Source organism: Actinomadura sediminis, from assembly GCF_042675525.1.
Lineage (GTDB): Bacteria > Actinomycetota > Actinomycetes > Streptosporangiales > Streptosporangiaceae > Spirillospora > Spirillospora sediminis.
On sequence record NZ_JBHTJA010000036.1, the window covers coordinates 21,205 to 44,006 of the forward strand.

At 76.9% G+C, this 22,802-nt stretch carries 13 protein-coding genes and 1 other RNA gene; 5 read left to right on the plus strand and 9 right to left on the minus strand.

What is annotated here, in order from left to right; all coding sequences use genetic code 11:
• The first annotated feature begins 205 nt into the window (after positions 1–205).
• A complete protein-coding gene (locus ACFQ11_RS18925) occupies positions 206–2,467 on the plus strand; it encodes a SulP family inorganic anion transporter (protein ID WP_378300310.1) in 2,262 nt (753 codons plus the stop codon).
• Positions 2,468–2,548: 81 nt separating this feature from the next.
• On the opposite strand, the gene ACFQ11_RS18930 is transcribed toward ACFQ11_RS18925, so the two are convergent.
• The 5 genes from ACFQ11_RS18930 to ACFQ11_RS18950 form a co-directional block, all read right to left on the minus strand.
• Positions 2,549–2,776, minus strand: coding sequence for a hypothetical protein (locus ACFQ11_RS18930; RefSeq protein WP_378300312.1), 228 nt, complete (start codon positions 2,774–2,776; stop codon positions 2,549–2,551).
• Between the two features lie 224 nt (positions 2,777–3,000).
• Positions 3,001–3,387, minus strand: an RNA gene (rnpB, locus tag ACFQ11_RS18935) — RNase P RNA component class A.
• A 40-nt stretch (positions 3,388–3,427) separates the two neighbouring features.
• Positions 3,428–4,516 (minus strand): bifunctional RNase H/acid phosphatase, encoded by a 1,089-nt coding sequence (locus ACFQ11_RS18940; RefSeq protein ID WP_378300314.1) that lies wholly within the window; start codon positions 4,514–4,516, stop codon positions 3,428–3,430.
• Positions 4,513–5,256, minus strand: coding sequence for a zinc ribbon domain-containing protein (locus tag ACFQ11_RS18945; protein ID WP_378300316.1), 744 nt, complete (start codon positions 5,254–5,256; stop codon positions 4,513–4,515). Before ACFQ11_RS18945 ends, ACFQ11_RS18940 begins: the two co-directional genes overlap by 4 nt.
• Entirely contained in the window at positions 5,253–6,068 is an 816-nt protein-coding gene (locus tag ACFQ11_RS18950) for a Nif3-like dinuclear metal center hexameric protein (RefSeq protein ID WP_378300318.1), read from the minus strand. The genes ACFQ11_RS18945 and ACFQ11_RS18950 overlap by 4 nt, the downstream gene beginning before the upstream one ends.
• Before the next feature lie 110 nt (positions 6,069–6,178).
• Here ACFQ11_RS18950 and ACFQ11_RS18955 point away from each other — a divergent pair, with 110 nt between their 5' ends.
• The 3 genes from ACFQ11_RS18955 (at position 6,179) to ACFQ11_RS18965 (ending at position 7,538) form a co-directional block, all read left to right on the plus strand.
• Positions 6,179–6,703 (plus strand): pyridoxamine 5'-phosphate oxidase family protein, encoded by a 525-nt coding sequence (locus tag ACFQ11_RS18955; protein WP_378300321.1) that lies wholly within the window; start codon positions 6,179–6,181, stop codon positions 6,701–6,703.
• Positions 6,704–6,793: 90 nt separating this feature from the next.
• Entirely contained in the window at positions 6,794–7,111 is a 318-nt protein-coding gene (locus ACFQ11_RS18960) for a DUF6191 domain-containing protein (RefSeq protein ID WP_378300323.1), read from the plus strand.
• Positions 7,112–7,148: 37 nt separating this feature from the next.
• Positions 7,149–7,538, plus strand: coding sequence for a hypothetical protein (locus ACFQ11_RS18965; protein ID WP_378300325.1), 390 nt, complete (start codon positions 7,149–7,151; stop codon positions 7,536–7,538).
• Positions 7,539–7,564: 26 nt separating this feature from the next.
• Here ACFQ11_RS18965 and ACFQ11_RS18970 read toward each other — a convergent pair whose 3' ends face one another.
• The 4 genes from ACFQ11_RS18970 to ACFQ11_RS18985 all read right to left on the minus strand — a co-directional run bounded on the left by ACFQ11_RS18970 (position 7,565) and on the right by ACFQ11_RS18985 (position 22,112).
• Positions 7,565–8,794: a glycosyltransferase gene (locus ACFQ11_RS18970; RefSeq protein WP_378300327.1), complete on the minus strand. Its 1,230-nt coding sequence runs from the start codon at positions 8,792–8,794 to the stop codon at positions 7,565–7,567.
• Positions 8,795–8,950: 156 nt separating this feature from the next.
• Entirely contained in the window at positions 8,951–9,373 is a 423-nt protein-coding gene (locus ACFQ11_RS18975; RefSeq protein WP_378300329.1) for an acyl carrier protein, read from the minus strand.
• Complete coding sequence (locus ACFQ11_RS18980) at positions 9,370–13,680, minus strand: beta-ketoacyl synthase N-terminal-like domain-containing protein (protein WP_378300331.1); 4,311 nt, start codon at positions 13,678–13,680, stop codon at positions 9,370–9,372. The genes ACFQ11_RS18975 and ACFQ11_RS18980 overlap by 4 nt, the downstream gene beginning before the upstream one ends.
• Entirely contained in the window at positions 13,677–22,112 is an 8,436-nt protein-coding gene (locus ACFQ11_RS18985) for an SDR family NAD(P)-dependent oxidoreductase (protein ID WP_378300333.1), read from the minus strand. Before ACFQ11_RS18985 ends, ACFQ11_RS18980 begins: the two co-directional genes overlap by 4 nt.
• 210 nt (positions 22,113–22,322) lie before the next feature.
• On the opposite strand from ACFQ11_RS18985, the gene ACFQ11_RS18990 reads away from it, so the two are divergent.
• Complete coding sequence (locus ACFQ11_RS18990) at positions 22,323–22,796, plus strand: universal stress protein (RefSeq protein WP_378300335.1); 474 nt, start codon at positions 22,323–22,325, stop codon at positions 22,794–22,796.
• Positions 22,797–22,802 lie beyond the last annotated feature (6 nt).

Genomic DNA, 22,802 nt, shown 5'->3' on the forward strand with positions numbered 1-22,802 from the left:
GCGCGGGCAGCGCCGCTTCTCCGAAGGGCCGCCGGACGCTCCGTCCGGCGGCCCTTCGCGTTCCCGTGGCCGGGGCCACGTGACCGGCGCCACATGCCGTCATAACGGTACGTTCAGGACATATGCACCGACCGTGTCGGACTGCGAGTCGATATCGCAACGCAACGCTGGTTATATACGTTGAGTGATATCAAACACACTCAACGTGTCCACATTGCGGCGCGACGTGCTCGCGTCGTTCGTGGTCTTCCTCGTCGCGCTACCGCTGTCGCTCGGCATCGCCGTCGCCTCCGGCGCCCCGGTCGCGGCCGGGCTCATCGCCGCCGTCGTCGGCGGGATCGTCGCCGGCGCCCTCGGCGGGTCCCCGCTGCAGGTCAGCGGCCCCGCCGCGGGCCTGACCGTGATCGTCTTCAGCCTCGTGCAGGAGTACGGCTGGCGCGCCACCTGCACCATCACGCTGCTCGCCGGAGCGCTGCAGCTCGCGCTCGGCGCCGCCCGGGTCGCCCGCGCCGCGCTGGCGATCTCCCCCGCGGTCGTCCACGGCATGCTCGCGGGGATCGGCGCGGTCATCGTCCTCGCGCAGGTGCACGTGGTGCTCGGCGGCAACCCGCAGGAGTCGTCCCTGGACGACCTGCGGGAACTGCCCGGCCAGCTCGCGGCGCCGCACACCCACACGACGCTGCTGGGCGGCCTGACCATCCTGATCCTGCTCTGCTGGAACCGGCTGCCGAAGCGCGGCCGGTTCGGCGCGCTGCCCCGGCTGGTGCCCGGCCCGCTGCCCGCCATCGCCGCCGCCACCGCCACCGCGTGGGTCCTCGGGTGGGAGACGGCCCGCGTCGACCTGCCCGCCACGCTCCTGGAGGACTGGACGCCGCCGGTCCTGCCGCACGGGCCGCCGGGCGGGATCGCCGGGGCCGTCGTCTCCGTCGGCGTCGTCGCCGCCGTCGCGTCGCTGCTGTGCGTCGTCGCGGTCGACCGCATGCGGCCCGCCGGGGTCCCGCGCTCCGACCTCGACAAGGACCTGCGGGCCCAGGGCGTCGCGAACATGGTGTCGGGCTTCCTCGGCGGCCTCCCCATCGCGAGCGTGATCGTGCGCAGCACCGCCAACCTGCAGGCGGGCGCCCGCACCCGCCTGTCGTCCGTCCTGCACGGCGTCTGGGTGCTGGTGCTCGCGCTGGCCTGCGGGCCGGTCATCGAGCAGATCCCGCTGTCCGCGCTCGCCGCGCTGCTCGTCGTGCTCGGCTGCCGGCTGATGGACCTCGCGCAGGTCCGCGACCTGCGCCACCACCGCGAGGCCCCCGCCTACTTCGCCACCCTCGGCGGCGTCGTCGTCCTCGGCCTCGGCAAGGGCGTGCTGCTCGGCATCGGCGTCATGGCGATCCTCGCCCTCCGCCGCCTCACCGCCCTGTCGGTGCGCTCGGAACAGCTCGTCCCCTCCCCCGGCGACGGTCCCGCCCGGCCCCGCTGGCACGTCGTCGTCGAGGGGACGTTCACGTTCCTCGGCGTCCCGAAGGTCACCGGGCTGCTCCAGCAGATCCCCGCGGGCTCCAGCGTCGACCTCGACCTCAACGTCGACTTCATGGACCACGCCGCGTTCGACGCCGTCCACCAGTGGCGGATCGCCCACGAACGGCAGGGCGGGCGGGTCGACATCGACGAGGTGCACGAGGCTTGGTATGAAAGGGCGGTGACAGGCGACACCAGCCCGCCGAGCAAGAGTCCGCCGCAGACGCCCTGGTGGGCGCCGTGGTCGAACCGGCGGAACTCCGAATCCCCGTCCGACCCCGAGCACCTTCCGGCGAGCGACCTGCTGCTCGCGGGCGTCCGCAGGTACCACGACAGCACCGCCCCGCTCGTCCGTCCGATCATGGCCGAGCTGGCGCTGGAGCAGAAACCGCAGAACCTGTTCATCACCTGCGTCGACTCCCGCGTGGTGCCGAACATCATCACCGCCAGCGGCCCCGGCGACCTGTTCATCAACCGCAACGTCGGGAACCTCGTCCCGCGGCACGGCGCCTACCCGGCGGACGACTCGGTGATGGCGACCGTCGAGTACGCGGTCAACGTGCTCGACATCCGCACCATCACGGTCTGCGGGCACGGCAACTGCGGCGCCATGGCCGCGCTGCTCGCCGGCGGCACCGAGGTCAAGCACCTGCACCACCTGACCCGGTGGCTGGAGCACGGTCGGCACAGCATCGCCCGTTTCCTGGGCTCGGAGCTCGCCGAGGACGAGAACCCGCTCGTCCACCTCTGCAAGATCAACGTGATCCAGCAGCTCGACAACCTGCTCACCCACCCGTGGCTGGAGCACCGCGTCGAGTCCGGCGAGATCGAGCTCGTGGGCCTCTACCTCGACCTGCCGACCGCCAACGTCGAGATCCTCGACCGCGCGACGGGGACCTTCGCCCCCGTCCCGGGCGAGGCCCCCGCCGGCGACCGGCAGGACACGCGAACCCCTTCGTGACCCTGCACGCATGGGCCGTCCCGCGCGGACGGCCCATGCACTTCGGCGCCGCACCGCCACGCGGCGCCCTCACCATCGCCGTCAGCGCCCGACGAGCTCGCCCTCGCGCCCGGCGTCCCGCGGCTCGTCCCGTCCTTGCTGGTAGTCCCGCACGTACATGCCCGTCACCCGGCGCGCCATCCGCGCGCTCCGGCCGCTCGCGGGCAGGAACAGCGCGTCCCGCCGGCTGGCCCGCGCGAAGCTCCACAGCACCGCCGGCACCGTCACCGCCGCCGCGCCGAGCACGAAGATCGTGAACGCGATGAACATCTGCGCTCCTCTCCACGGGACCGGTCCCCGCGGTCCCGCCGCCTGTCGCCGACCGAGGCCGATCGGCTCCATACCAGGACGTTAAGCGCGCCGCGTCCGCCTCACTGTGTCGTGTGACCCGAAACCGCCGACTTTCCACACCGACACCCGATCCCCTGCACATCTCCCACCCACCACGCCCACACGAAGGCGCCTGAGGAGAGGGATGGGGGTGGGGGCGAGGGTGGACGAGTCGGCCTGTAAGCCGGGTTCTGTGCCCGCCTTGGCGGCGGGTGACGGCCATCCATCTCGGGCCGCCGTTGCCGGCGGCCTCCAGCGGTCTACCCGCAGGCTCGGGCGGGCCGCCCTCGAACGCCTGCGCGGGGATCCTGCCGGATCCCCTTCTTGACCTTGCTCCGGGTGGGGTTTACCTAGCCGCCCACGTCACCGTGGGCGCTGGTGAGCTCTTACCTCACCGTTTCACCCTTACCACCGGCGGACCGGTGGCGGTCTGCTTTCTGTGGCACTGTCCCGCGGGTCGCCCCGGGTCGGCGTTACCGACCACCCTGCCCTGTGGAGCCCGGACTTTCCTCGACGGGATCGCTCCCCGACGCGGCCGTCCGGCCGGCTCGTCCACCATGCCCCAGGATAGACCGTTCCCGGGGCGTCCCGTCAGCGGTCGGTGTGGTGGGTGTCGTTGAAGGTGCGGAGGGTGGCGGGGCCGTCGTCGTACCAGTCGATGGACGTCAGGGACGCGACGTCGAGGTGCATGCGGTAGATCGCGGGCATCGGGGCGCCGAGGGCCTCGCGGACGAGCAGCTTGATCGGGGTGACGTGGGAGACGACGAGGACGGTCCGGTGGCGGGCGCGGACCTTGAGCTTGTCGAGGGCGGTGCGGACGCGGCGGGACGTGTCGGCGAAGCTCTCGCCGCCGGGCGGGGCGGCCTCGGGGTCGGCGAGCCAGGCGCGGAGCGCGGCGGGGTGGCGGTCGCGGGCCTCGGCGAACGTGAGGCCCTCCCAGTCGCCGAAGTCGGTCTCGCGGAAGCCGTCCTCGACGCGGACGTCCAGGCCGGTGACGGCGGCGACCTCGGCGGCGGTGTCGCGGCAGCGCGCGAGGGGGGAGGTGACGATCGCGTCGAGGCCGCGGTCCTTGAGGGCGAGGGCGGCCGAACGGGCCTGGGCGAGGCCCGTGGCGGTGAGCGGGACGTCGCCGGCGCCGGCGAACCGCTTCTCGACGGAGAACGTCGTCTCGCCGTGCCGCAGGAGGAGCGTGGTGGTGGGGGTGGTGGACGGCGGCAGCGGCGGGGGCTCGGGCTCCGCGGGCGCGGCGGGCGCCCACTCCTCGCCGCGGGCGGCGGCGTCCATGGCCTCGTTCGCGAGGCGGTCGGCGTGCGCGTTGCGGTTGCGCGGGATCCAGCCGTAGGAGACCGCGCCGAGGCCCTCGGCCAGGCGGCGGGCCCGCGTCGCGAGGGGGATCATGTCCGGGTGCTTGATCTTCCAGCGGCCGGACATCTGCTCGACGACGAGCTTGGAGTCCATCCGGACGTCCACGCGGGCGGCGCGGTCGATGGAGGCGGCGGCGGTCAGCCCCGCGATGAGGCCCCGGTACTCGGCGACGTTGTTGGTCGCCTTCCCGATGGCCTCGGCCGTCTCGGCGAGGACCTCGCCGGTGAGGGCGTCGCGGACGACGGCCCCGTACCCGGCGGGTCCCGGGTTGCCGCGGGAGCCGCCGTCCGCCTCGACGATGAGCTTGCGGCTCACAGGCCCGACTCTGGGGTGCGGACGAGGATGCGTCGGCACTCCTCGCAGCGGACGACCTCGTCCTCGGCGGCGGCGCGGATGCGGTTGAGGTCCACGGTGTTGAGGGCGAGGTGGCAGCCCTGGCAGGCGCCGCGGAACAGCTTGGCCGCGCCGACGCCGCCGAACTGGGCGCGCAGCTTCTCGTAGAGGGCGAGGAGGTCGTCGGGGACGTCCTTGGCGACGGCCGTGCGGGCGGTGCTCGTGGTCCCGGACTCGTCGTCGATCTCGCGCTGCGCGGCGTCGCGGCGCTCGGTGAGCTCCTCGAGTTCCCGCCGGGCGTCGCTCTGTTCGGCGCGCAGCTCGGTGACGCGGGCCTCGGCGGCCTCGGCCCGCTCCATGATCTCCAGGACGACCTCTTCCAGGTCGGACTGGCGGCGCTGCAGCGACTCGATCTCGGCCTGCAGGCTGCCGAGGTCCTTCGCGGAGGTCACCTGGCCGGAGTCGAGGCGTTTCTGGTCGCGGTCGGCGCGGGTGCGGACCTGGTCGACGTCCTGTTCGGCCTTCTTCTGCTCGCGCTGCAGGTCGCCGACTTCGGTCTCGGCCGCCACGATCGCGTCGCGCAGCTCGGCGAGGCGGCCCTCGGCCCGCTCGATCTCGGCGAGCTCGGGCAGGGTGCGGCGGCGGTGCGCCAGCCGGTCCAGCGAGCTGTCGAGGTCCTGCAGGTCGATGAGGCGAAGCTGGGCTTGCGGTGCGGCTTTCACTGTGCTCCTTCGTCGTGGAGGCGCCACGCGTCGGTGACGAGCGTGGACACCCGGGTCTGCAACGTGCCCCCGGCGGCCTCGGTCAGGCGCCGCTCCGCGTCGGCCAGCCACGGCCACTCGGTCGCCCAGTGCGCGGCGTCGATCAGGGCCGGGCCGCCGTGCTCGGCGAACTCCGACGCGGGATGGTGCCGCAGGTCGGCGGTCAGGTAGACGTCGACGCCCGCGGCGCGCGCGGTGTCGAGCAGCGAGTCCCCGGCGCCGCCGCACACCGCGACCGTCCGGACGGGGCGGTCGGGGTCGCCGGCGGCGCGCACGCCCCAGGCGGTGGACGGCAGTCCCGCGGCGGCGCGGGCGGTGAACGCGCGGAGCGTGACCGGCTCGGCGAGGTCCCCGATGCGGCCGAGCCCGCGGCGGGGATCGTCGGCGGCGGGGACCATCGGACGCAGCTCGCCGGTGAGCCCGACGGCGCGGGCGAGGGCGTCCGACACGCCCGGGTCGGCCACGTCGGCGTTGGTGTGCGCGGTGTACAGCGCCGTCCCGTTCCGGATCATCCGGTGGATCGTCCGGCCCTTGGGGGTGGTCGCCGCGACCGAGTGGACGCCGCGCAGCAGCAGCGGATGGTGCGTGATCACCAGGTCGGCGGACCAGCCGAGGGCCTCGTCGGCGACGGCGGCGACGGGGTCGACGGCGAACAGGACCCGTTCGACGTCCTGGTCGGGGTCGCCGCAGACGAGTCCGACGGCGTCCCAGGACTCCGCCCACGCCGGCGGGTAGAGCTCCTCGACGGCCGCGATGACATGGGAAAGACGCACGTTCCGCAGGCTACCGCGCCCGGACGCCCCGCCGTGGTCACCGGACATCGCCAGGGGACGGTCGCGTCTGAAACGATACTTGCGGAGTGCCCGACCGGAGGGAGATCGTCATGTCGGCTTCCGACGCCCAGTCGGAACCGGAACCCACGGCAGAACGCCCGTACATGCCGGGTTACGGCATCCAGGGGCCGAACGAGGGGAGCGGCCTGCTCCCGTGGTCCTGGGCCGTGGAGCGGATGCGGGCGGCGCGCAACTTCTGGCTGTGCACGGTGCGCCCGGACGGGCGGCCGCACGCGATGCCGGTGTGGGGCGCGTGGTCCGGGGAGGCGCTGATGTTCAGCAGCGCCGTCCCGTCCCGGAAGATGGTGAACCTGCGGGCCAACCCGGACGTGGTGGTGACCACCGAGGCGGCCGAGAACCCGGTCGTGATCGAGGGGCGGGCGGAGGTCGTCACCGAGCCGCGGGCGCTCCAGCGGTTCATCGACCTGGTCAATTCCAAGTACGCCACCCGCTATCGTGTGGACTTCCTGGACCCGGAGGTGAACGCGACCGTCGCGGTCCGGCCACAGCGGGCGTTCGGGCTGCGGCAGGGAGATTTCACCGGTTCTCCCACCCGGTGGAGGTTCACGGCCTGAGCCGTCGCCGGGATTTATCTGGCCACTCATCGCGTTGGAGAGTGTGTGAAGTCACCCTTTCGCCGCCGTAAGCGCGTCAAGGGCCGCCCGATGGGCAACCGGCCCGAGCCCGCCGAGCCCGAGGTCGTCGACTGGCCCCACGAGGGGACCGGCAAGACGTCCCTGATGGGCGCCATCCGCGGTGACGGCGAGACCGGCGCCGGGTTCGGGGGCGCCATGTTCGACGAGCTCGGCGCCATGTTCGAGGGCTCCCGGAAGGTCAAGCAGGAGGAGCAGGAGCGGCAGCGCCTGCTCCGGGAGGACGACCACGAGCAGGCGGGTTCCGGGCGCGACGACCTGGACTCGGGCAAGATCCGCATCCGCCGCACCGGTCCCGCCGAGCCCGGTTCCGCCGAGCCGCCGGAGTAGTTCGAACACGCTTTCGACGCGGGAGTATCCTGGACGGGTGAGCACCTCCGTTCCGCCGGGCTGGCCCGCGCAGGTGCACCCGCCGGGCACCGAGCGCTTCGAGGACACCGCGATGGCCTGGCTGCTCGATCTCGTCCCGCCCGAGTACCGCCGGTACGGCGTGCTGCGCCGCTACCCGCCGGTCCTGGCCCGGATGGCGCGGCATCACGTCGACGCGTCCGTCGAGGCGGCCCGGGAGGGGTTCCGGACGGCGCGGGTCGACCTCGGCGCGGTCGTCCCGCCGCACGGCATCGAGGCCGTCCTGGAGGCGTACCGGCGCGAGGGCGCCCGCCTGGTCGCGCTGCAGCGCGCGGTCGGGCTGGTCGAGTCCGCCCTGCGGAGCCGGACGGGCCCCGCCGCGGCCGGCGGGGGCCCCGTCCCGGGCTGACCCGCTCCGCAGGGGGGCGGCCCGGGTCAGGCGAGCTTCTCCAGGCGGTCGGCGGCCTCCGCCATTCCCCCGGCGGCGGCGAACGAGTCGCGGACGCGCCCGGCCGCGTCCCGGTACGCGGGGTCGGTGAGGACCTCGCCGAGCGCGGTGCGCAGCTCGCCGGGCGTGACGCGGGCGAACCGGACGGGGATCCCGGCGCCGGCCCGCTCGACCTGCCCGGCGACCACCGGTTCGTCGTCCCGGGCCGGGGCGAGCACCATCGGCAGCCCCCGCGCGAGCGTCTCCCCCACGGTGTCGAAGGCGCCGCCGCAGACGACCGCCGACATCCGCTCGAGCAGCTTGATCCGCGGGACGTGCTCGCGGACCAGCACGTTCGGCGGCGGGTCGGCGACCGTCCCGGGCGGCGCGACGAGCACGGCCTGGACGTCCAGGTCCCGGACGGCCTCGGCGGCGGCGCGCAGGAACCGCGTTTCCGCCGGTCCGCCGGGCGCCCCCAGCGTGATCAGGACGCCGGGACGCCCGTCGAGCCGCTCCCACGGGAACGCGCCGCCGACGGCCCGCCCCGGCGCGGGGCCGACGAACGCGAAGTGGTCGGGGAAGAACGAGACGTCCCCGATGAGCGCGCCGGTCGAGAACACCAGCACGAGATGGTCGGAGAACCGCAGGTCGAGCAGGTCCTCGATGCCGTGGTCGAGCTGGAAGTCGGCGATCTGGTCGCGGACCCACCCCTCCAGCAGCGGTGTCGCGGCGAGCGGGCGGGCGAACTCGGCGGGCGTCGTCGCCGCCGTCGCCCACGGGAGCCCGCGCAGCCGCGCCGCGACGGGCCCGGCGAGGACCTGCTGGTCGCAGACCAGCGCGTCCGGGCGGAACCGGTCGATCGCGGCGTCGACGCCCGGCAGCATCGCGTGGCCGAGCGGGACGACGACGTCCTCCCAGTGGGAGCGGAGCGCGGCGGGGCCGCGCAGCCGCGCCCGTCCCTCGCGGGTCTCGCGCAGGTGCGCGGTGAACGCGTCGTCGGACGCGGAGTAGATGCGGGAGCCGGGCCGCAGCAGCGGTTCGAGGACGGTGCGGTCGCCCGTCCAGGCGACCTTGTGGCCGCGGCCGGCGAGTTCGGCGGCGAGCGCGGCGGTGGGGGCGACGTGCCGGGCGACCGGCGGCACCGCGAACAGGAACCGGCGCTTGGGCGTCTCGGCGCGGATGCCCTGCTCCCCGAGAAGGGACGGGACCTGCATGCGGCGGGCGCGGCGGGCGCTCATCGGGCGCCTCCCTTCCGGGGTGTGCGGTTCGGCCGGGTCATCGTGACCTCCTGCGGTTCGGGGGTCCCCGCGCGCGGCGGGGCCGGGGCGTGCGGGCGGGCCGCGTGCGGGCGGGCCGCGTTCGGACGGGCCTCCCGCGGGCCGGCCGGGGACGGCTCAGCCATCGGGCTCCTCCTCGGCCGGGGCGTGCCGCGCCACGGCGATGTGCCGGGCGAGGTCGGCGACGGTGAGGTCCGCGAACGCGTCGACGTCAAGTTCGGCGGCGATCTCGGTGAGGTCGACCCGGTCGCCGTGGCGGGCGCGGATCCGGCCGGCGAGCGCGGCGAACTCGATGCTCTCCAGGCCGATGTCCTCGAAGAAGGTGCTGCCGGGGCCGATGGGCGCGTCCGGCGGCTCCTCGCCGAGCACGGCGGCGAGGTCGTCGGTCAGCACGCGGACGACCTCGTCGACCTCCGCCGCGTCGACCTCGATCTCGTGCCCGTCGTCGATCTCGTGCCCATCATCGATCTCGTGCCCGTCGTCGATCTCGTGCCCGCCGTCGGTCCGGGGTCCCGGTCCCGCCGGGTTCTCGTTCGTCATGTGGTGCATTCCTCCGTGTCGGGGGCGTCGTCGACCGTCCAGGCGACGACGTGTCCGTCGATCTCGCGGGTCTCGACCGCGGTGAGCGTCCCGTCGCCGGCGAGCAGCATCCGGTGGGGATCGGAGGCGGCGACGACCAGGGCGGACCGGTCGGCGGCGGGCAGCGACGCCAGCACGGCCCGCTTCGCCGCGCGGACCCGGCCGTCCCCGTCGTGCACGGCGAGCCCGATGCCCGCCGGCGCTCCGCCCGGCCGGACGAGCGCCACGCCCAGCTCGTCGTCGGACGCGATGCGGACGGTCAGCGGCTCGTCGAACGGGCCCGTGACGGCGTCGCCGGGCCCGACCGTCAGCTCGGCGGGGAACAGCGGGCCGTGCCCGTCCCGCCAGAGGCGGTCGCGGACGGCGTCCTTGGCGGCGATCCGGCCGAGCAGCCACGGGCCCCGCCGGGCCGCCGGGAGCCGCTCGTACTCGGCGCGTTCGGCGGCGCACAGGTACCGGCGCATGAGCAGGTCGCGGGACGCGGTGCCGCTCCAGCGGCGGCGCGCGAGGCACCAGCCGCCCGGCTGCGGTTCGCCCGTGCCCGACACCTCGGGCGTGAACTTCATCCGCCAGAGGGCCTCGTCGGTGTAGAAGCGGCGGGTGGTCCAGCCGTCGATGCGTGCCCACACCGTACCGTCGGCGCGGACGAGTTCGGCGTCGCAGCACATGGTCGAGTCGGTGAGGGACGTGTTCCACACGGTCGTCTCCAGCGATTCCCCTGCGGGAGGCAAAGGCCCGAAGAACGAGATCCTGTCGATGCCGATGGGGAAGACCGTCTGGTCCGTGTCGCCGTAGACCTGCATCCAGTGGGCGCACAGCTGCCCGGCGGACTCCACGAGCGCGCCGGGGGCGGGCAGGGACGTCAGGACGCCGCGCGCGCCGTCCTCGGCCAGCGCGGTGATCTCCGCGATGCCCCGGAACCGCGGGCCGTGGAACATCCAGCGCTCCTCGTACAGCCGCGCGGCGGTCACGATGGGCGGGTTCTCCACGGTCAGCGCCGTGCCGTCCGGGCGCGGCGGGCCGGGGTGGCGGGCGGCGAGCAGGACGGTGCCCTCGGCGTGCCCGGCGATGACGATGCGGACGCGGCGGACGCCGCGCGGGGCGTCCGCCCGCCGGGACGCGCGGACCTCGGCGGTCGTGGGCGGCGCGGCCACCAGCCAGCGCACCGCGCGGACGTCCTCCAGGCCGATGACCGTGAGGCCGGGCAGCAGGGCGCGGGCGGCGTCCGCCATGACCTCCAGCAGGGTGCCGAGCGGGACGACCGGGAACCGGTCCGACATGTCGGGCCACCCGGGGGCCTGCGGGACGACGCAGTGGTCCTGCAGGAACGGCATCGCGTCGAGGGAGAACACCCGCGAGACGACGAGGTCGGCCGGCTCCGCGGCGCTCGTCCCGCGCCCGCCGGCGCCCTCGCGGGCCGCGGTGCCGCCCGGGACGTCCGCGGGCCGCTCGAGGGACACGCGGCCGTCCGCGGGGTCGCCCGCCGCGTCCTGGTCGGGCGGCGCGGGCGGCCCGGCGCCCAGGGCGTCCGCCACCGACTGGGCGCCGGCCGCCGCGTCGTTGAGGAGCGCCTCCAGCTCGGCCATGATCGGGTCGTCGTCCGGCAGCGGCGGGATCGACGGGGCGAGGCGGACGGGCGGCACGGCCCCGGCCAGCCGGACGATCGGCGTGCCGAGCTCCAGCCGCATCCCGGACCGGGGCGGCGCCGCCGGGGACGCCCCGTACCCCTCGGCCCACAGCGCGGCCACGACGCGCCGCAACTGGGCCGTCCCGTCGCGTTCGGGGACGTTCACGGCCAGCGCGAGGTGCTCGCGGTCGCCGAGCCGGTCGCCGACCAGGCCGGTGAGCCCGCCCGGCCCGACCTGGACGAACGCCCGCACGTGCGCCGAACCGTACAGTTCCTCGATCAGCTCGCTGAACCGGACTGGCTCCAGCAGGTGCCGGACGGCCAGGTCGCGGGCCGCGCCGGGCGCTCCGGGGAAGGGCGCGACGGTCGTCGCCGACCACACCGGCACGCGCGGTTCGCGGACGTCCAGCGCGTCGAACGCGTGCCGCAGCGCCTTCTCGCGCGCCTCGGCGTGCGGGGTGTGCAGGCCGAGCCCCAGGGGCAGCTCCCGGCCGAGGACGCCCTCGGCGCCGAGCCGCTCCAGCACGTCCCGCACGTCCCGCGCGGGCCCGCAGATCACCGACTGGTGCGGGCCGTTGTCGTGGCTGACGAACACGCCGGGGCGGCTCCCGACGGCCTCCTCCGCGCGGGCGGCCCCGCACCCGAGCGCGCCGTACACGATGTCCGGGTCGTCCGGTTCGAGCGCGGCCAGCAGGTCCGCGGCACCCTCCCCGTCCCACATGCCCGCGGCGGCCATCGCCGCCCACTCCCCCGGGCCGTGCCCGGCCGTCACGTCCGGCTCCACGCCCAGCTCGGCGAGCGCGGACGCCAGCAGCGCCCCGACGGCCAGGACGTCCGCCGCGCGCCCGGGCGGGTCGGCGCGGCCGGTCAGCACCGGCTCGGGAAGCCCGAAGCGCGCGGCGACGTCGGCGACCCGCGGGACGAAGGCGGGCTCGAACCCCGGGAACAGGAAGGCGACGCGGCCGCCGTCGGCGAGCAGCGGCCGCGGCGAGAACCACACGTCGCTGCGGCCCCGCCACGGCGTCCCCCGCTGCACGACGGCCCGCGCCAGATCGAGGCGGCGGGACGTCGGCGCGACGATCGCCACCCGGCACGGCAGATCGGGGACGTCGCCCGCCGCCCGCGCGAGCAGTTCGCCGTCGGGGGCGTCGAGCGCCGCCGCGAGCTCGTCGGCCGTACGGGCCGCGAGCCGCAGGACGGCCTCCTCGGCGCCCGGCGGCTCGATCCGCCGCCGCGTGCGCCGCACCCGCGCCGCCCGCCCGGGCGGCGCCTCCTGCAGGATCACGTGCGCGTTCGCGCCGCCGAACCCGAACGCGTTCACGACGGCGCGGCGCGGCGCCCCCTCCCACTCGGCCGTCTCCCGCAGCGGCCGCAGCCGGCCGCCGTCGAGCGCCGGATGCGGGTCGGCCACGTGCAGGGTCGGCGGCAGGACGCCGTCGCGCAGCGCGAACGCCGCCTTGATCAGCCCCGCGATCCCCGCGGCGGGCATCGCGTGCCCGATCATCGACTTGACCGTGCCGAGCCCGATCGGCGGCCCGTCCGTCCCGAACACCCGGCGCAGCGTCGCGAGCTCCGCCTCGTCCCCGGCGGGCGTCCCCGTGCCGTGCGCCTCCACGAGCCCCACCGCGCCGGGCGCCAGCGGGTCGAGGCCCGCGTCCCGCCAGGCCCGCTCGACCGCCCGCACCTGCCCGTCCACCAGCGGGCTCAGGATGCCCGCCGCGCGCCCGTCGCTCGCCGACCCCGCCCCGACGATCACCGCGTGCACCCGGTCGCCGTCGCGTTCGGCGTCCGCCAGCCGCTTCAGCAGCACCACCCCGGCGCCCTCGGCCAGCAGCGTCCCGTCCGCCGCCCGGTCGAACGGGCGGATCGTCTCGCTCGGGCTCAGCGCGCGCAGCCGGCTGAACGCGCTCCACACCGTCGGGTGATGCCCCACGTGGGCCGCGCCCGCCAGCATCGCGTCCGCCTCGCCGCGCCGCAGCGCCCGCACCGCGTGCTCCACCGCCACCAGCGCCGACGCGCACGCCGCGTCCACCGTGTACGCCGGACCGCGCAGGTCGAACCGCTCGGCGACGCGCGCGGCCGCCGACCCCGCGGGCACGTCCGGGCCGTCCGGCCCCAGCCGCGCGCGGAACGCCCGCCGGATCTCCGCCAGCCGCTCCGCGCCGAGCTCCGGCACCAGCTCCGCCAGCACCCCGGTGAGCTGGTGCGCCGTCATGATCCGCTGGTCGGCGCGCGCCGCGCCGGGCGTGAGGTGCCCGCCCCGGCCGAGGACGACGCCGATCCGCTCCCGGTCCGGGAGGCGGTCGTCGCCGCCCGCGTCCGCGATCGCCTCCGCCGCCGTGCGCAGCGCCAGCAGCCGGTCGGGTTCCATGGCCGCCACCGCCGCGGGCTCGATCCCGAACCGCTCCGGGTCGAACGTCGCGACGTCGTCCACGAACCCGCCCCGGCGGCAGTAGAACAGGTCGCCCTCCGGACGGCCGTACGCGCCCGGGTCGTAGAACAGCGCGGGATCCCACCGGCCGGGCGGCACGTCCGTGATCGCGTCGAACCCGGCGAGCACGTTCCGCCACAGCTCCGCCGCCGACCCGGCGCCGGGGAAGACCGCCCCGGCGCCGACGATCGCGATCGGCTCCTCCGTCACCGGACCGGCCCCGAGAACACCACGCGCGTCTCGTCCCCGTGCGCGATCTCGCGGAACAGCGCCGCCACCGCGGGCTCACCGTCCAGCGGCGGCGCCAGGTCGGCGACGAGCACCCGGCCGTCCAGCCGCGTCCGCCATCCCCGCGCCAGCGCCTCGCAGGCGTCGTCGGCGGCCGCGCGGTCCGCGGGCACCCGGCCCGAGGCGGCGCCGAGCACCACGAAGAACCCGACGTCCGGACGGACCGCCGCCGCGAGCGCCGCCGCGCCGTCGACCTTCGTCCGGTACGCCCGCTCGAACGACTCGGGCGACTTGTCCCGCACGAGCCGCCCCTCCGCGACCCCCGCGCCGTGCACGACACCGTCCAGGCGGCCGTGGCGCACGTACACGTCCTCGACGACGTTCCGGATGAACCGCGCGTCCCGGACGTCCCCCGCGTGGTAGCGGACCGACGCGGCCCGCACCCGCAACGCGTCCAGGTTCTCCTGCACCTCCCGTTCGGCGAGGATCCGCCGGATCGTCTCCTCGATCTCCTCCGGGCCCCGGGTCCCCTCCGCGACCAGCGCGCGCCGCAGCGCCGCCTCGTCCAGCGCCTCCGAGAACACCGTGCGCCCCACCGGCTCCGGCGTGCGCCCCACGACCTCCAGATGGCACCCGGCCGTCCGCGCCAGTTCCCGCGCCACCCGCGCCGGCACGCCCCGCGCCCCGCCCGTGAGCAGCACCACGCCGTCCGGCCCGACCGGGACGCGCGCGTCCCCCGCCAGTTCCACCGGGACCAGCGCCGGCGTCCGCCGCCGCTCCCCCTCGTACCCGACGGTCACCGGCGCGTCCGCCGCCAGCAGCTCCGCCATGATCCGCAACGCGATCATGCGCGGCGTCTCGCCGGTGTCGACGTCCACCGCCCGCACCATCGTCTCCGGGAACTCCCGCGCGACCGTCCGCGCCAGCCCCCGCAGCCCCGCGCCCGGCCCCGGCTCCCCGGCCCCGCCGCCGAACCGCCGCTCGGACGTCCCGCCCGCACCGCCGACCGCGACGAACCACCGCAGGCCGCCCAGCAGCGCCCGCCGGATCTCCCCGTACGCCTCCGGCAGCACCGCCGCCCCCGCGGGCCGCAGCGCCCCGAGATGCACGAGCCCGTCGCACGCCCCGTCCACCTCGAGCGGCGTCCGCACCCGCGCGCCGAACCGCTCCAGTGCGTCCGCCAGCTCCACCGCGACCCCGCACCCGTCGTCGACGACGATGAACCGGCGTCCGGTGAACGCCGTCCCCGAATCCGACGGAAGCGGCAGCGGATCGAGCACCGTGTCGCGCACGACGAACCGTCCGATCCCCGCCTCGGCGGCCACCCCACCGACCGTGGACGCCGCACCGGCGGCGAGCGCCGAGCCGGTCGCGGGCACCGCACCGTTCTCGAGCCGCGCCCCCGTAGTGGGCGCCGCCTCCGTGGTGAACGCCTCGCCCGCCGCGGGGCCCCCGTCCGTCGTGGACGCCGCACCCGTTTCGAGCCCGGCACCGCGAGTGGACGCGTCCGTGACGGGCACCCCGCCCGTCACGTCCGCCCGGCCCGAGGTGGACGCCGCACCACCAGCGGACCTCGCGCCGGCTTCGGGCGCCGCATCGGTCGCGCCCGCCGCGCCGGAAGCGGACGCCGCGCTAGGAGCGTGCGTCGACTCGGACTCGTGGATTCCGCCACTGGCGTGGAGCCCGATCGCATCCGCCGCTCCCGCCACCCCGGCAACGTCCGCGGCACCGATCGCGCGCTCCGCACCGGTAGCGTGCGCTGCACCGGACGTGGACGCCGCGCTGGGCGCGTGGGCCGCACCGGTGACGGACCCCGACTCGGGCCCGTGCATCGACTTGGGCGCGTGCGTCGTGCCCTTCGCGTGGGGCGCGCTCGTCGCATCCCCCTCGCCCGGCCGCCGCGCCACGTCCGCCCCGCTGGTCACGGGCCCGGAGCCGCCTGCGCTTGCCGAGGTCATCGCGTTCCGCGCGCCGGACGCAGCCGACATCCCGCCCGGGCTCGCGGCATCGACCGTACCCGTCCCGCTCGTCGCGTCGGCCTCCCTCGGCCGCCGGGCCACGTCCGCCGCCCCGCCGGCCGTGGGCCTGGAACCACCCGCGTTCTCCGGGCTCGTCGCGTTCTGCACGCCGGACGCAGCCGACATCCCGCCCGGGCTCACGGCATCAACCGCACCCGTCCCGCTCATCGGCTCGGCTTCCCCCGGCCGCTGGGCGACGTCCGCTGTCCCGGTCACCGACGCATTCGACGTCCCGCCCGGGCTCGCGGCATCGGCCGCTCCCGTCCCGGTCGTCCCGTTCGTTGCGTTCGGCGCGCCGGTCGGGTTCGTGGCGCCGCTCGCGGGCGTCGCGTGCTTCGCGTCGGAGCGCGGGTGGATCACCCGCACGGACTCGCCGTGCCCGGTCGGTGCGTCGTGCGTCTCACCGGCGCGTCCGTCCTGGCCGCGGAAGGCGGCGCCCGCGACGACCACGTCCGGCGGGCCGTCCGCCGCGCGCTTGCGGGGCGTCCCGGGCTGGCCGTTCCCCTGGTCACGCGGCCGCTCCCCGGGGGGAATGACCCGCACCGACTCGCCCACGAAACCGTCGCCGCGCGGCCGGTCGTCCGAGGGACGATCCCGGACGGGCCTCTGCTCGGTGCGGACGGGCGCGGCGTCTCGACCGGGCCGCTCGCCCGGCGGGATCACCCGCACCGACTCGCGCACCAGGTCGTCGACGTTCCCCGAGGCGGCGCCCTTCGTGCGGGGCCGCTCGCCCGGCGGGATGACCCGCACGGACTCCTCGACTTCGGTGGCCGGGTCCGCGGGTGCGTCCGCGCCTTCCTCCGCCGGGGGCCGGCCGGGCCGACGCGCGTGCAGCCGCCGCCGTCCCGTCTTGGGCGAGGAACCGTTCTCCGCCTGCGGCCGCCGACCCGGCGGGATCACCCGCACGGACTCCACGTCCTCACCGGACGGCGTCTCGTCGGCGCCGCCGGGGTGCGTCATCGCCGGCGGGTGGGCCTCATCGGGCGAGGCCGTCTCGGGGCGGCCGGGCGCACCCTCTGCGGGCGCCGGTCCCTCCCCGGCGTGAGGCGCGGCCACCCGTCCGGAGGACGACGCGGGCTCTGCGTCCTCGACGGCCGCGCCCGGCGCGGACGTCTCGCAGTGTTCGCCGGGCTCCTCCGGTGCGGGACGGGGCGAGGTGCTCGCCGCGTGGCCTCGGCCGTCCTCGGGCGACGGGGCGCCGACGGTGACGGTTTCCGGCGTGGAATCGTCGGCGGGCGCCTTACCGGCCGGGTCCGGCGCCGCGGGCGTAAGCCCGTCGCCGCCACGGCCGGCCTCTCCCGACCGCGTCGCCTGCGACGGGTGGTCGGCCTCCGCGGTCGCCGTCTGCACGCCACGCCCGGAGGACGGCGCGGGCGCCGGGTGGCGGTCGTCGTCGCCGTCCGTGGCGGCATCGGCCTCGCGCGAGCCGCCCGGGCTCGCCGGCGCGCGGGTCCCGGCGTCCTCGGGTTCGGCGGGCGGGCGCGGGGACGGGGGTGTCGGGCCGCCGGACAGGGCGGACGTCCCCACGTGCGCGGACGGTGCGGGCGGGAGCAGGCTCTCGAGCCAGTCGACGGCGTCGCCGATGGTCGCCACCCCGGACGGTTCGCCGGTGCGGGGGACGACGCCCGCGCGGGCGGCGAGGTCGTGCAGGAGGGCGGTGAGTTCGCCGGGGTCGATCGCCAGGTCGGCCTCGAGGTCGAGGTCGTCGGTGAGTTCGGCTTCGGGACGGCCGGTGCGGGCGGCGACGGCGGCGCGCACGGCCGTGCGGGCGTCGAGCGGGACGTCCGGCAGGGTCTCGCCCGGCAGGACGGGGCGCGGCGCCGGGACGGGCGTGTCGGCGCCCGCGAGGTGCCGGAGGATCACCTCGCGCTGGGCGGCGATCAGTTCGCGGCCGGCGCGCAGGTACTCCAGGACGGCGGCGTCGGAGCGGCGGCGGCCGCCGATTCCCTCGAGGCGGGTGGCGGGCCGCGGCGCGCCGGGCGGGGCGGCGCCGTCGGCGGTCGTGACGGTGCGGCCGTCGACGAACCAGGCGGGTGCGGGCGCGGGCGCGTCGACGGGCCGGGCGTCGCGGCCGGCGAACAGCGGCAGCGGGTCGACGGGGACGCCCGCGGCGGCGAGGCGCGCGAGGGCGTCGAGGAGGCCGTGCAGGCCGTCGCAGCCCGCGGTGGTGTGCGGCCGGTCGCCGAGGACGGCGTCCACGAGCCGGGTGAGGACGCCGCCGGGCCCGGCCTCGACGAACGTGCGGGCGCCCGCGGCGTACATCGCCTCGATCTGTTCGGCGAACCGGACGGGCGCGGCGAGCTGGCCCGCGAGGGTCGCGGCGAGGTCGGCGGGTTCGGCGTCGTAGGGCGCGGCGGTCGCGCCGGACCACACGGGGAACGCCGGGGATCGCAGGTCGCGGCCGGCGAGCAGGGTGCGCAGGCCCCCGGACGCGGCGGCGACGAGCGGGCTGTGCAGGGCGCAGCCGACGGGGAGGCGCTCGGCGGGCAGGCCGCGGTCGCGCAGGACGGCGAGGGCGCGGTCGACGCCCGGGGAGGTGCCGGCGATCACGATCTCGCGGGGCGCGTTCTGCGCGGCGACCGAGATATCGGATACGTCGGACAGGGCGTCGCGCACCTCGTGGAGCCCGCCGGTGACGACGGCCATGGCGCCCGGGTCGTCCCCGGCGGCCGCCAGGATCGCGGTGGCGCGCGCGGCGCTCAGCTCGATCAGGTCGGCGTCGTCGAAGACCCCGGCGGCGCACAGCGCGACCATCTCGCCGTGCCCGTGCCCGGCGGCGAGGTCCGGGTGGACGCCCACGGCGGTGAGCAGCCGGTGGACGGCGAGGCCCGTGAGCCCGAGGGCGGGCTGGGCGACGCGGGGGTCGGCGAGCGCCGCGCGGCGGCGGCGGGCCTCCTCCGGGGTGAACGAGGCGGGCGGGAACATCGCGGGGACGTAGTCCCGGCCGAGGCGCAGGAGCCGCTGCAGGCGGGGGAACGCGATGAACAGATCGGCCTGCGCGCCCGGCCGCGGCCCGAGGAGGCCGGGGAACAGGAACGCCACCTGGCCGGGGTCGCGGTCGATCGGCCCGCCGCCGGCGGCGAGCCGTTCGCGCAGGTCCTCGGGGGAGGTGGCGGCGAACGCGGTCACCACCGGGCCCTCGTCGGACGCGACGGTGCGGGCGAGGTCGCGCAGCCGGTGCCCGGACGCCGCGAGGGCCCGCAGCCGTTCGACGTCCGTGCCCGCGCGGACCACGAACAGCTCGGCGGGCCATTCGACGAGGCCGGAGACCGGTTCGGGCGCGCCGTCGTACCCGGACAGGACGGCGTGGTAGCGGGTGCCGTGGCCGGATCCCGCCACGCCCGCGTGCCGGTCGCCGGGCGGGACGGCCCACGGGCGCGGGGACGTCCCGAACGCGAGGGGCCCGCCGGCGTCCCAGGCGTCGTTCGGGCGGGCGAGGTGCGGGGCGCCGGGCAGGACCCCGGCGTGCAGCGCCCGCGCGGTCTTGATCAGCCCGGCGAGCCCGGCGGCGCTTCCGGTGTGCCCGATCTGGGACGTCACCGAGCCGAGGGCGACGGAGCCGGGCGCGGCCTTCGCGAACGCGGAGGCGAGCGCGCCGAGCTCGGCGCGGTCGGCGGCCTCGGTCGCGGCGCCGGACGTCTCGACGAGCCCGGTCCGCTCGGGCGCGACGCCCGCGCGCTCGTGCGCCCGCAGCGCCGCCCGCGTCCGCCCGTCGGCCGCGGCGACGCCCTTGACGACCGCGTAGATCCGGTCGCCGTCGCGTTCGGCGTCGGCGAGCCGCTTGAGGACGACGCACGCGACGCCCTCGCCGGGCACGGTCCCGTCGGCGTCCGCGTCGAAGGGGGCGCAGCGGCCGGACGGCGACAGCGTCCCGGCGGCCGCGACGCGCAGGTAGTCGTGGATCGCGGTGCGCAGGTCGGCGGCGCCGCACAGGACCATGTCGCTGCCGCCGGAGGCGAGTTCCTTGCACGCGGCGTCGAGGGCGGCGAGCGAGGACGCGCCGCCGGCCGCGACGGTGTGGGCGGCGCCGCCGAGTCCGAACCGGGCGGCGATGTCGCCGGGCCGGACGCCGACGATCGACCCGGCGACCGGGCCGGGGAGCCGTTCGGCGATCTCGGCCGGGACCTCGCCGAACCAGGCGGGAAGCTCGGCGCGGAACGCGTGGGCCGCGGCGAGCGCGCCGCCGTCCTCCGCGCCGAAGATCACCGAGGTGCGGGCGCGGTCGAAGGTCCGGTCGCCGTACCCGGCGTCGTCCAGTGCCCGGGACGCGACCTCCAGGGCCAGCAGGTGCGCGGGGTCGATGCCGCCGAGCGCGTCCGCGGGGACGCCGTGCGCGTCCGCGTCGAACGGGACCTTCGGCAGGAACCCGCCCCATTTCGACGGCGTCTTCCCGTCCTCGGCGGCGCCGTGGTAGACGTCCGGGTCCCAGTGGGGGACCTCGGTGACGGCGCAGGTGCCGCGCAGGACGTTCGCCCAGTACCGGTCGGCGTCGCGGGCGCCCGGGACGACGCAGTCCATCCCGATGATCGCGATGTCGGCGGGACGGGCCGCGGCGCCGCCGTCCAGTCCGAGCTCGGCGGCGCGGGCGGCCAGCAGCGCGGTGGCGCCGGACGTCACCTGCTCGTGCAGGACGGCGACGCCGGTCTTCGCCGACCGCAGCGTCGCGACCTGCCCGAGCATGTAGAGGCCCTCGGCGCGCTGCTCGTCGGTGTCGACGGGCGCGCCCCGGCGCAGCCCCTTCCCGGCGATCCGCAGCCGCCCCAGGTTCAGCTTCTCCAGCCGCCGGAACGTCTCGTGCCGCGACATCCCCGTGCCGAGCAGCTCGGTGCGGGTCTCCTCGAACGTCCGCACGTACGGCGTGACCGCGCAGCGGGTCGCGTGCCCGGGCGACGTCTCGAGCAGCGCGGTCGCGGTGCAGTCGATCGCCGTCTCCTGGTAGCCCGGACGGACGGCGCCCGCCGCGACCGCCTCGGACGTGAACAGGTACGCGGTGCCCATCAGCACGCGGACGTCCGCGCCGCGCTCGGCGAGCGGCCCGGCGAGCGCCGCGACCATCGCGGCGGAGCGCTCGTCGTGGATCCCGCCCGCGAACATGACCGAGAGCCGCGGGGCCTCGTCGGGGTGCGCGTCGCAGAAGGCGTCGAGCCGGTCGAGCTGCGCCTCCCACAGCGGGAAGCTCGGCAGCGGGCCGACGTGGCCGCCGCACTCCCTGCCCTCGAACACGAACCGGCGGGCGCCCTCGGCGAGGAAACGGTCGAGCTGCTCGGGCGCCGGGACGTGCAGGTACGTCCGGGTTCCGGTCTCTTCGAGGGGCTCGGCCTGCACGGGCAGGCCCCCGGCGATGATCGCGTACGGGGGCGCGGCGGCGCGGACGGCGGCGAGCTGCGCGGCCCGCAGCTCCGGCGGGACGAACCCGACCATCCCCACGCCCCACGGGCGCCCGTCGAGCCGGTCGGCGGTGTCGCGCAGCAGCTCCGCGACGGCGTCGCCGTCCATCGCGCCGAGCGCCAGGAACGGCAGCCCGCCGTCCTGCGCGATCGCCGCGGCGAACGCGGACGTGTCGCTGACCTGCGTCATCGGCCCCTGCACGACCGGGTACTCGCGGCCGTGCGGCCCGTCGTGCGGGGCGAGCGGCGCGGACCGGACGGCCGCGCGGACATGCTCGGCGATCCCCCGCCGCACGGCCTGCACCACGCCGCCCGCGGTCTTGTACCGCGCCGCGAGCGTCCCGTCCGGGACGGCCGGCCCGTCCGCGACGGCGCCGTCCGTCTCCGCGACCCCGGCGAGCTGGACGTCCAGGACGACGCCCGCGGCGCCCCCCGCCACCGCGGCGGCCGCGGTCCGTGGCCCGATCCCGCCCGCCGCGTACGCGGGGACGTCCAGGGCCAGCAGGTGCTGCAGCAGGACGAACGTCGTCACGTCGCCCGCGCGGCCGCCCGCCTCGCGGCCCCGCGCGACCAGCCCGACGCCGCGCGTCCCGTCGACCTCCCGGGCCGCGTCCAGCGCCGCCGCGGCCTCGGCCGGGTCGACGACCTCGACCAGCAGCCGCCGCCCGCGCGCGAACGCCGCGACGTCCGGGCCGTCCGCGGCGCCGAGCAGCGGAGCGTCCACGAGGACGGTGCTCACCGCGTCCGGCAGCTCGTCGGGGCGGACCCGGCAGCCCGCCGGGACCCGGGTCCCGAACGGCCCCGTCCACCAGCGGACCACCTCGTCCAGCGCGGCCAGGCCGGACGCGCGGTCGGTGCCGAGGTCGAGGACCCCGAGCCCGCCCGCCCGCGCGACCGCCACCGCCAGGCGCGGCGCCGGGCCCCCGGACGGGGCGACCCCGATGATCTCGGCCTGGGGGGCACCCCCCGGCCCGCGTCCGTACCGGTTCTCGCCCCTGTCCGCCGTCATGCACTGCCCCCCGACGTCCCGCGCCGTGACGGGCGCGGCTCGACAACGATTCGTCACACTACGTTCGGCAACCGAGCGAATACCGGGACGACACACCCGTGGACGCGCCCATGGCGTCACCGCAAAGGAGATTGGGACGTCCCTTGACGGATCCGAGACGCTCGCCGCCTCCCTCCCGGCCGTCGCGGCGCGGCCGATACCCTTGCTCGGGTGACCGCCGAAGGACGGCCCGGCGAGGCCCCCGACGCGGCGCCGTTCGAATACGGCGCCGACGGGCCCCGGGTGATCGTGACCGGCGTGGACGGGTCGGACACGTCCCTGCGGGCCGCCGCGTACGCGTGGGGGCTCGCCCGGCGGGGCGGCGCGCGGCTGATCTTCGTGCACGCGACGCCGATCGCCGCGCTGTCCATGCTCGCCCCGGGCGGCGCGGCGGTCATGCGGGACGCCGCCGAGGAGATCGTCGGGCAGCTCCGGCGGGAGATCGGGCGCGCGCAGGCCACCGTCGACCACGAGATCGTCACCGCGCAGGGCGACCCGTACGCGGTCCTGGCGCGCGTCGCGGACGAGTCCCGCGCGGACGCCGTCGTCGTCGGGGCGTCCACGCAGGCCGGGCACCGGCTGGTCGGGTCGGTCGCGGTCCGGCTGGTGCGCGCGGGCCGCTGGCCCGTCACCGTCGTCCCCTGACCGGTA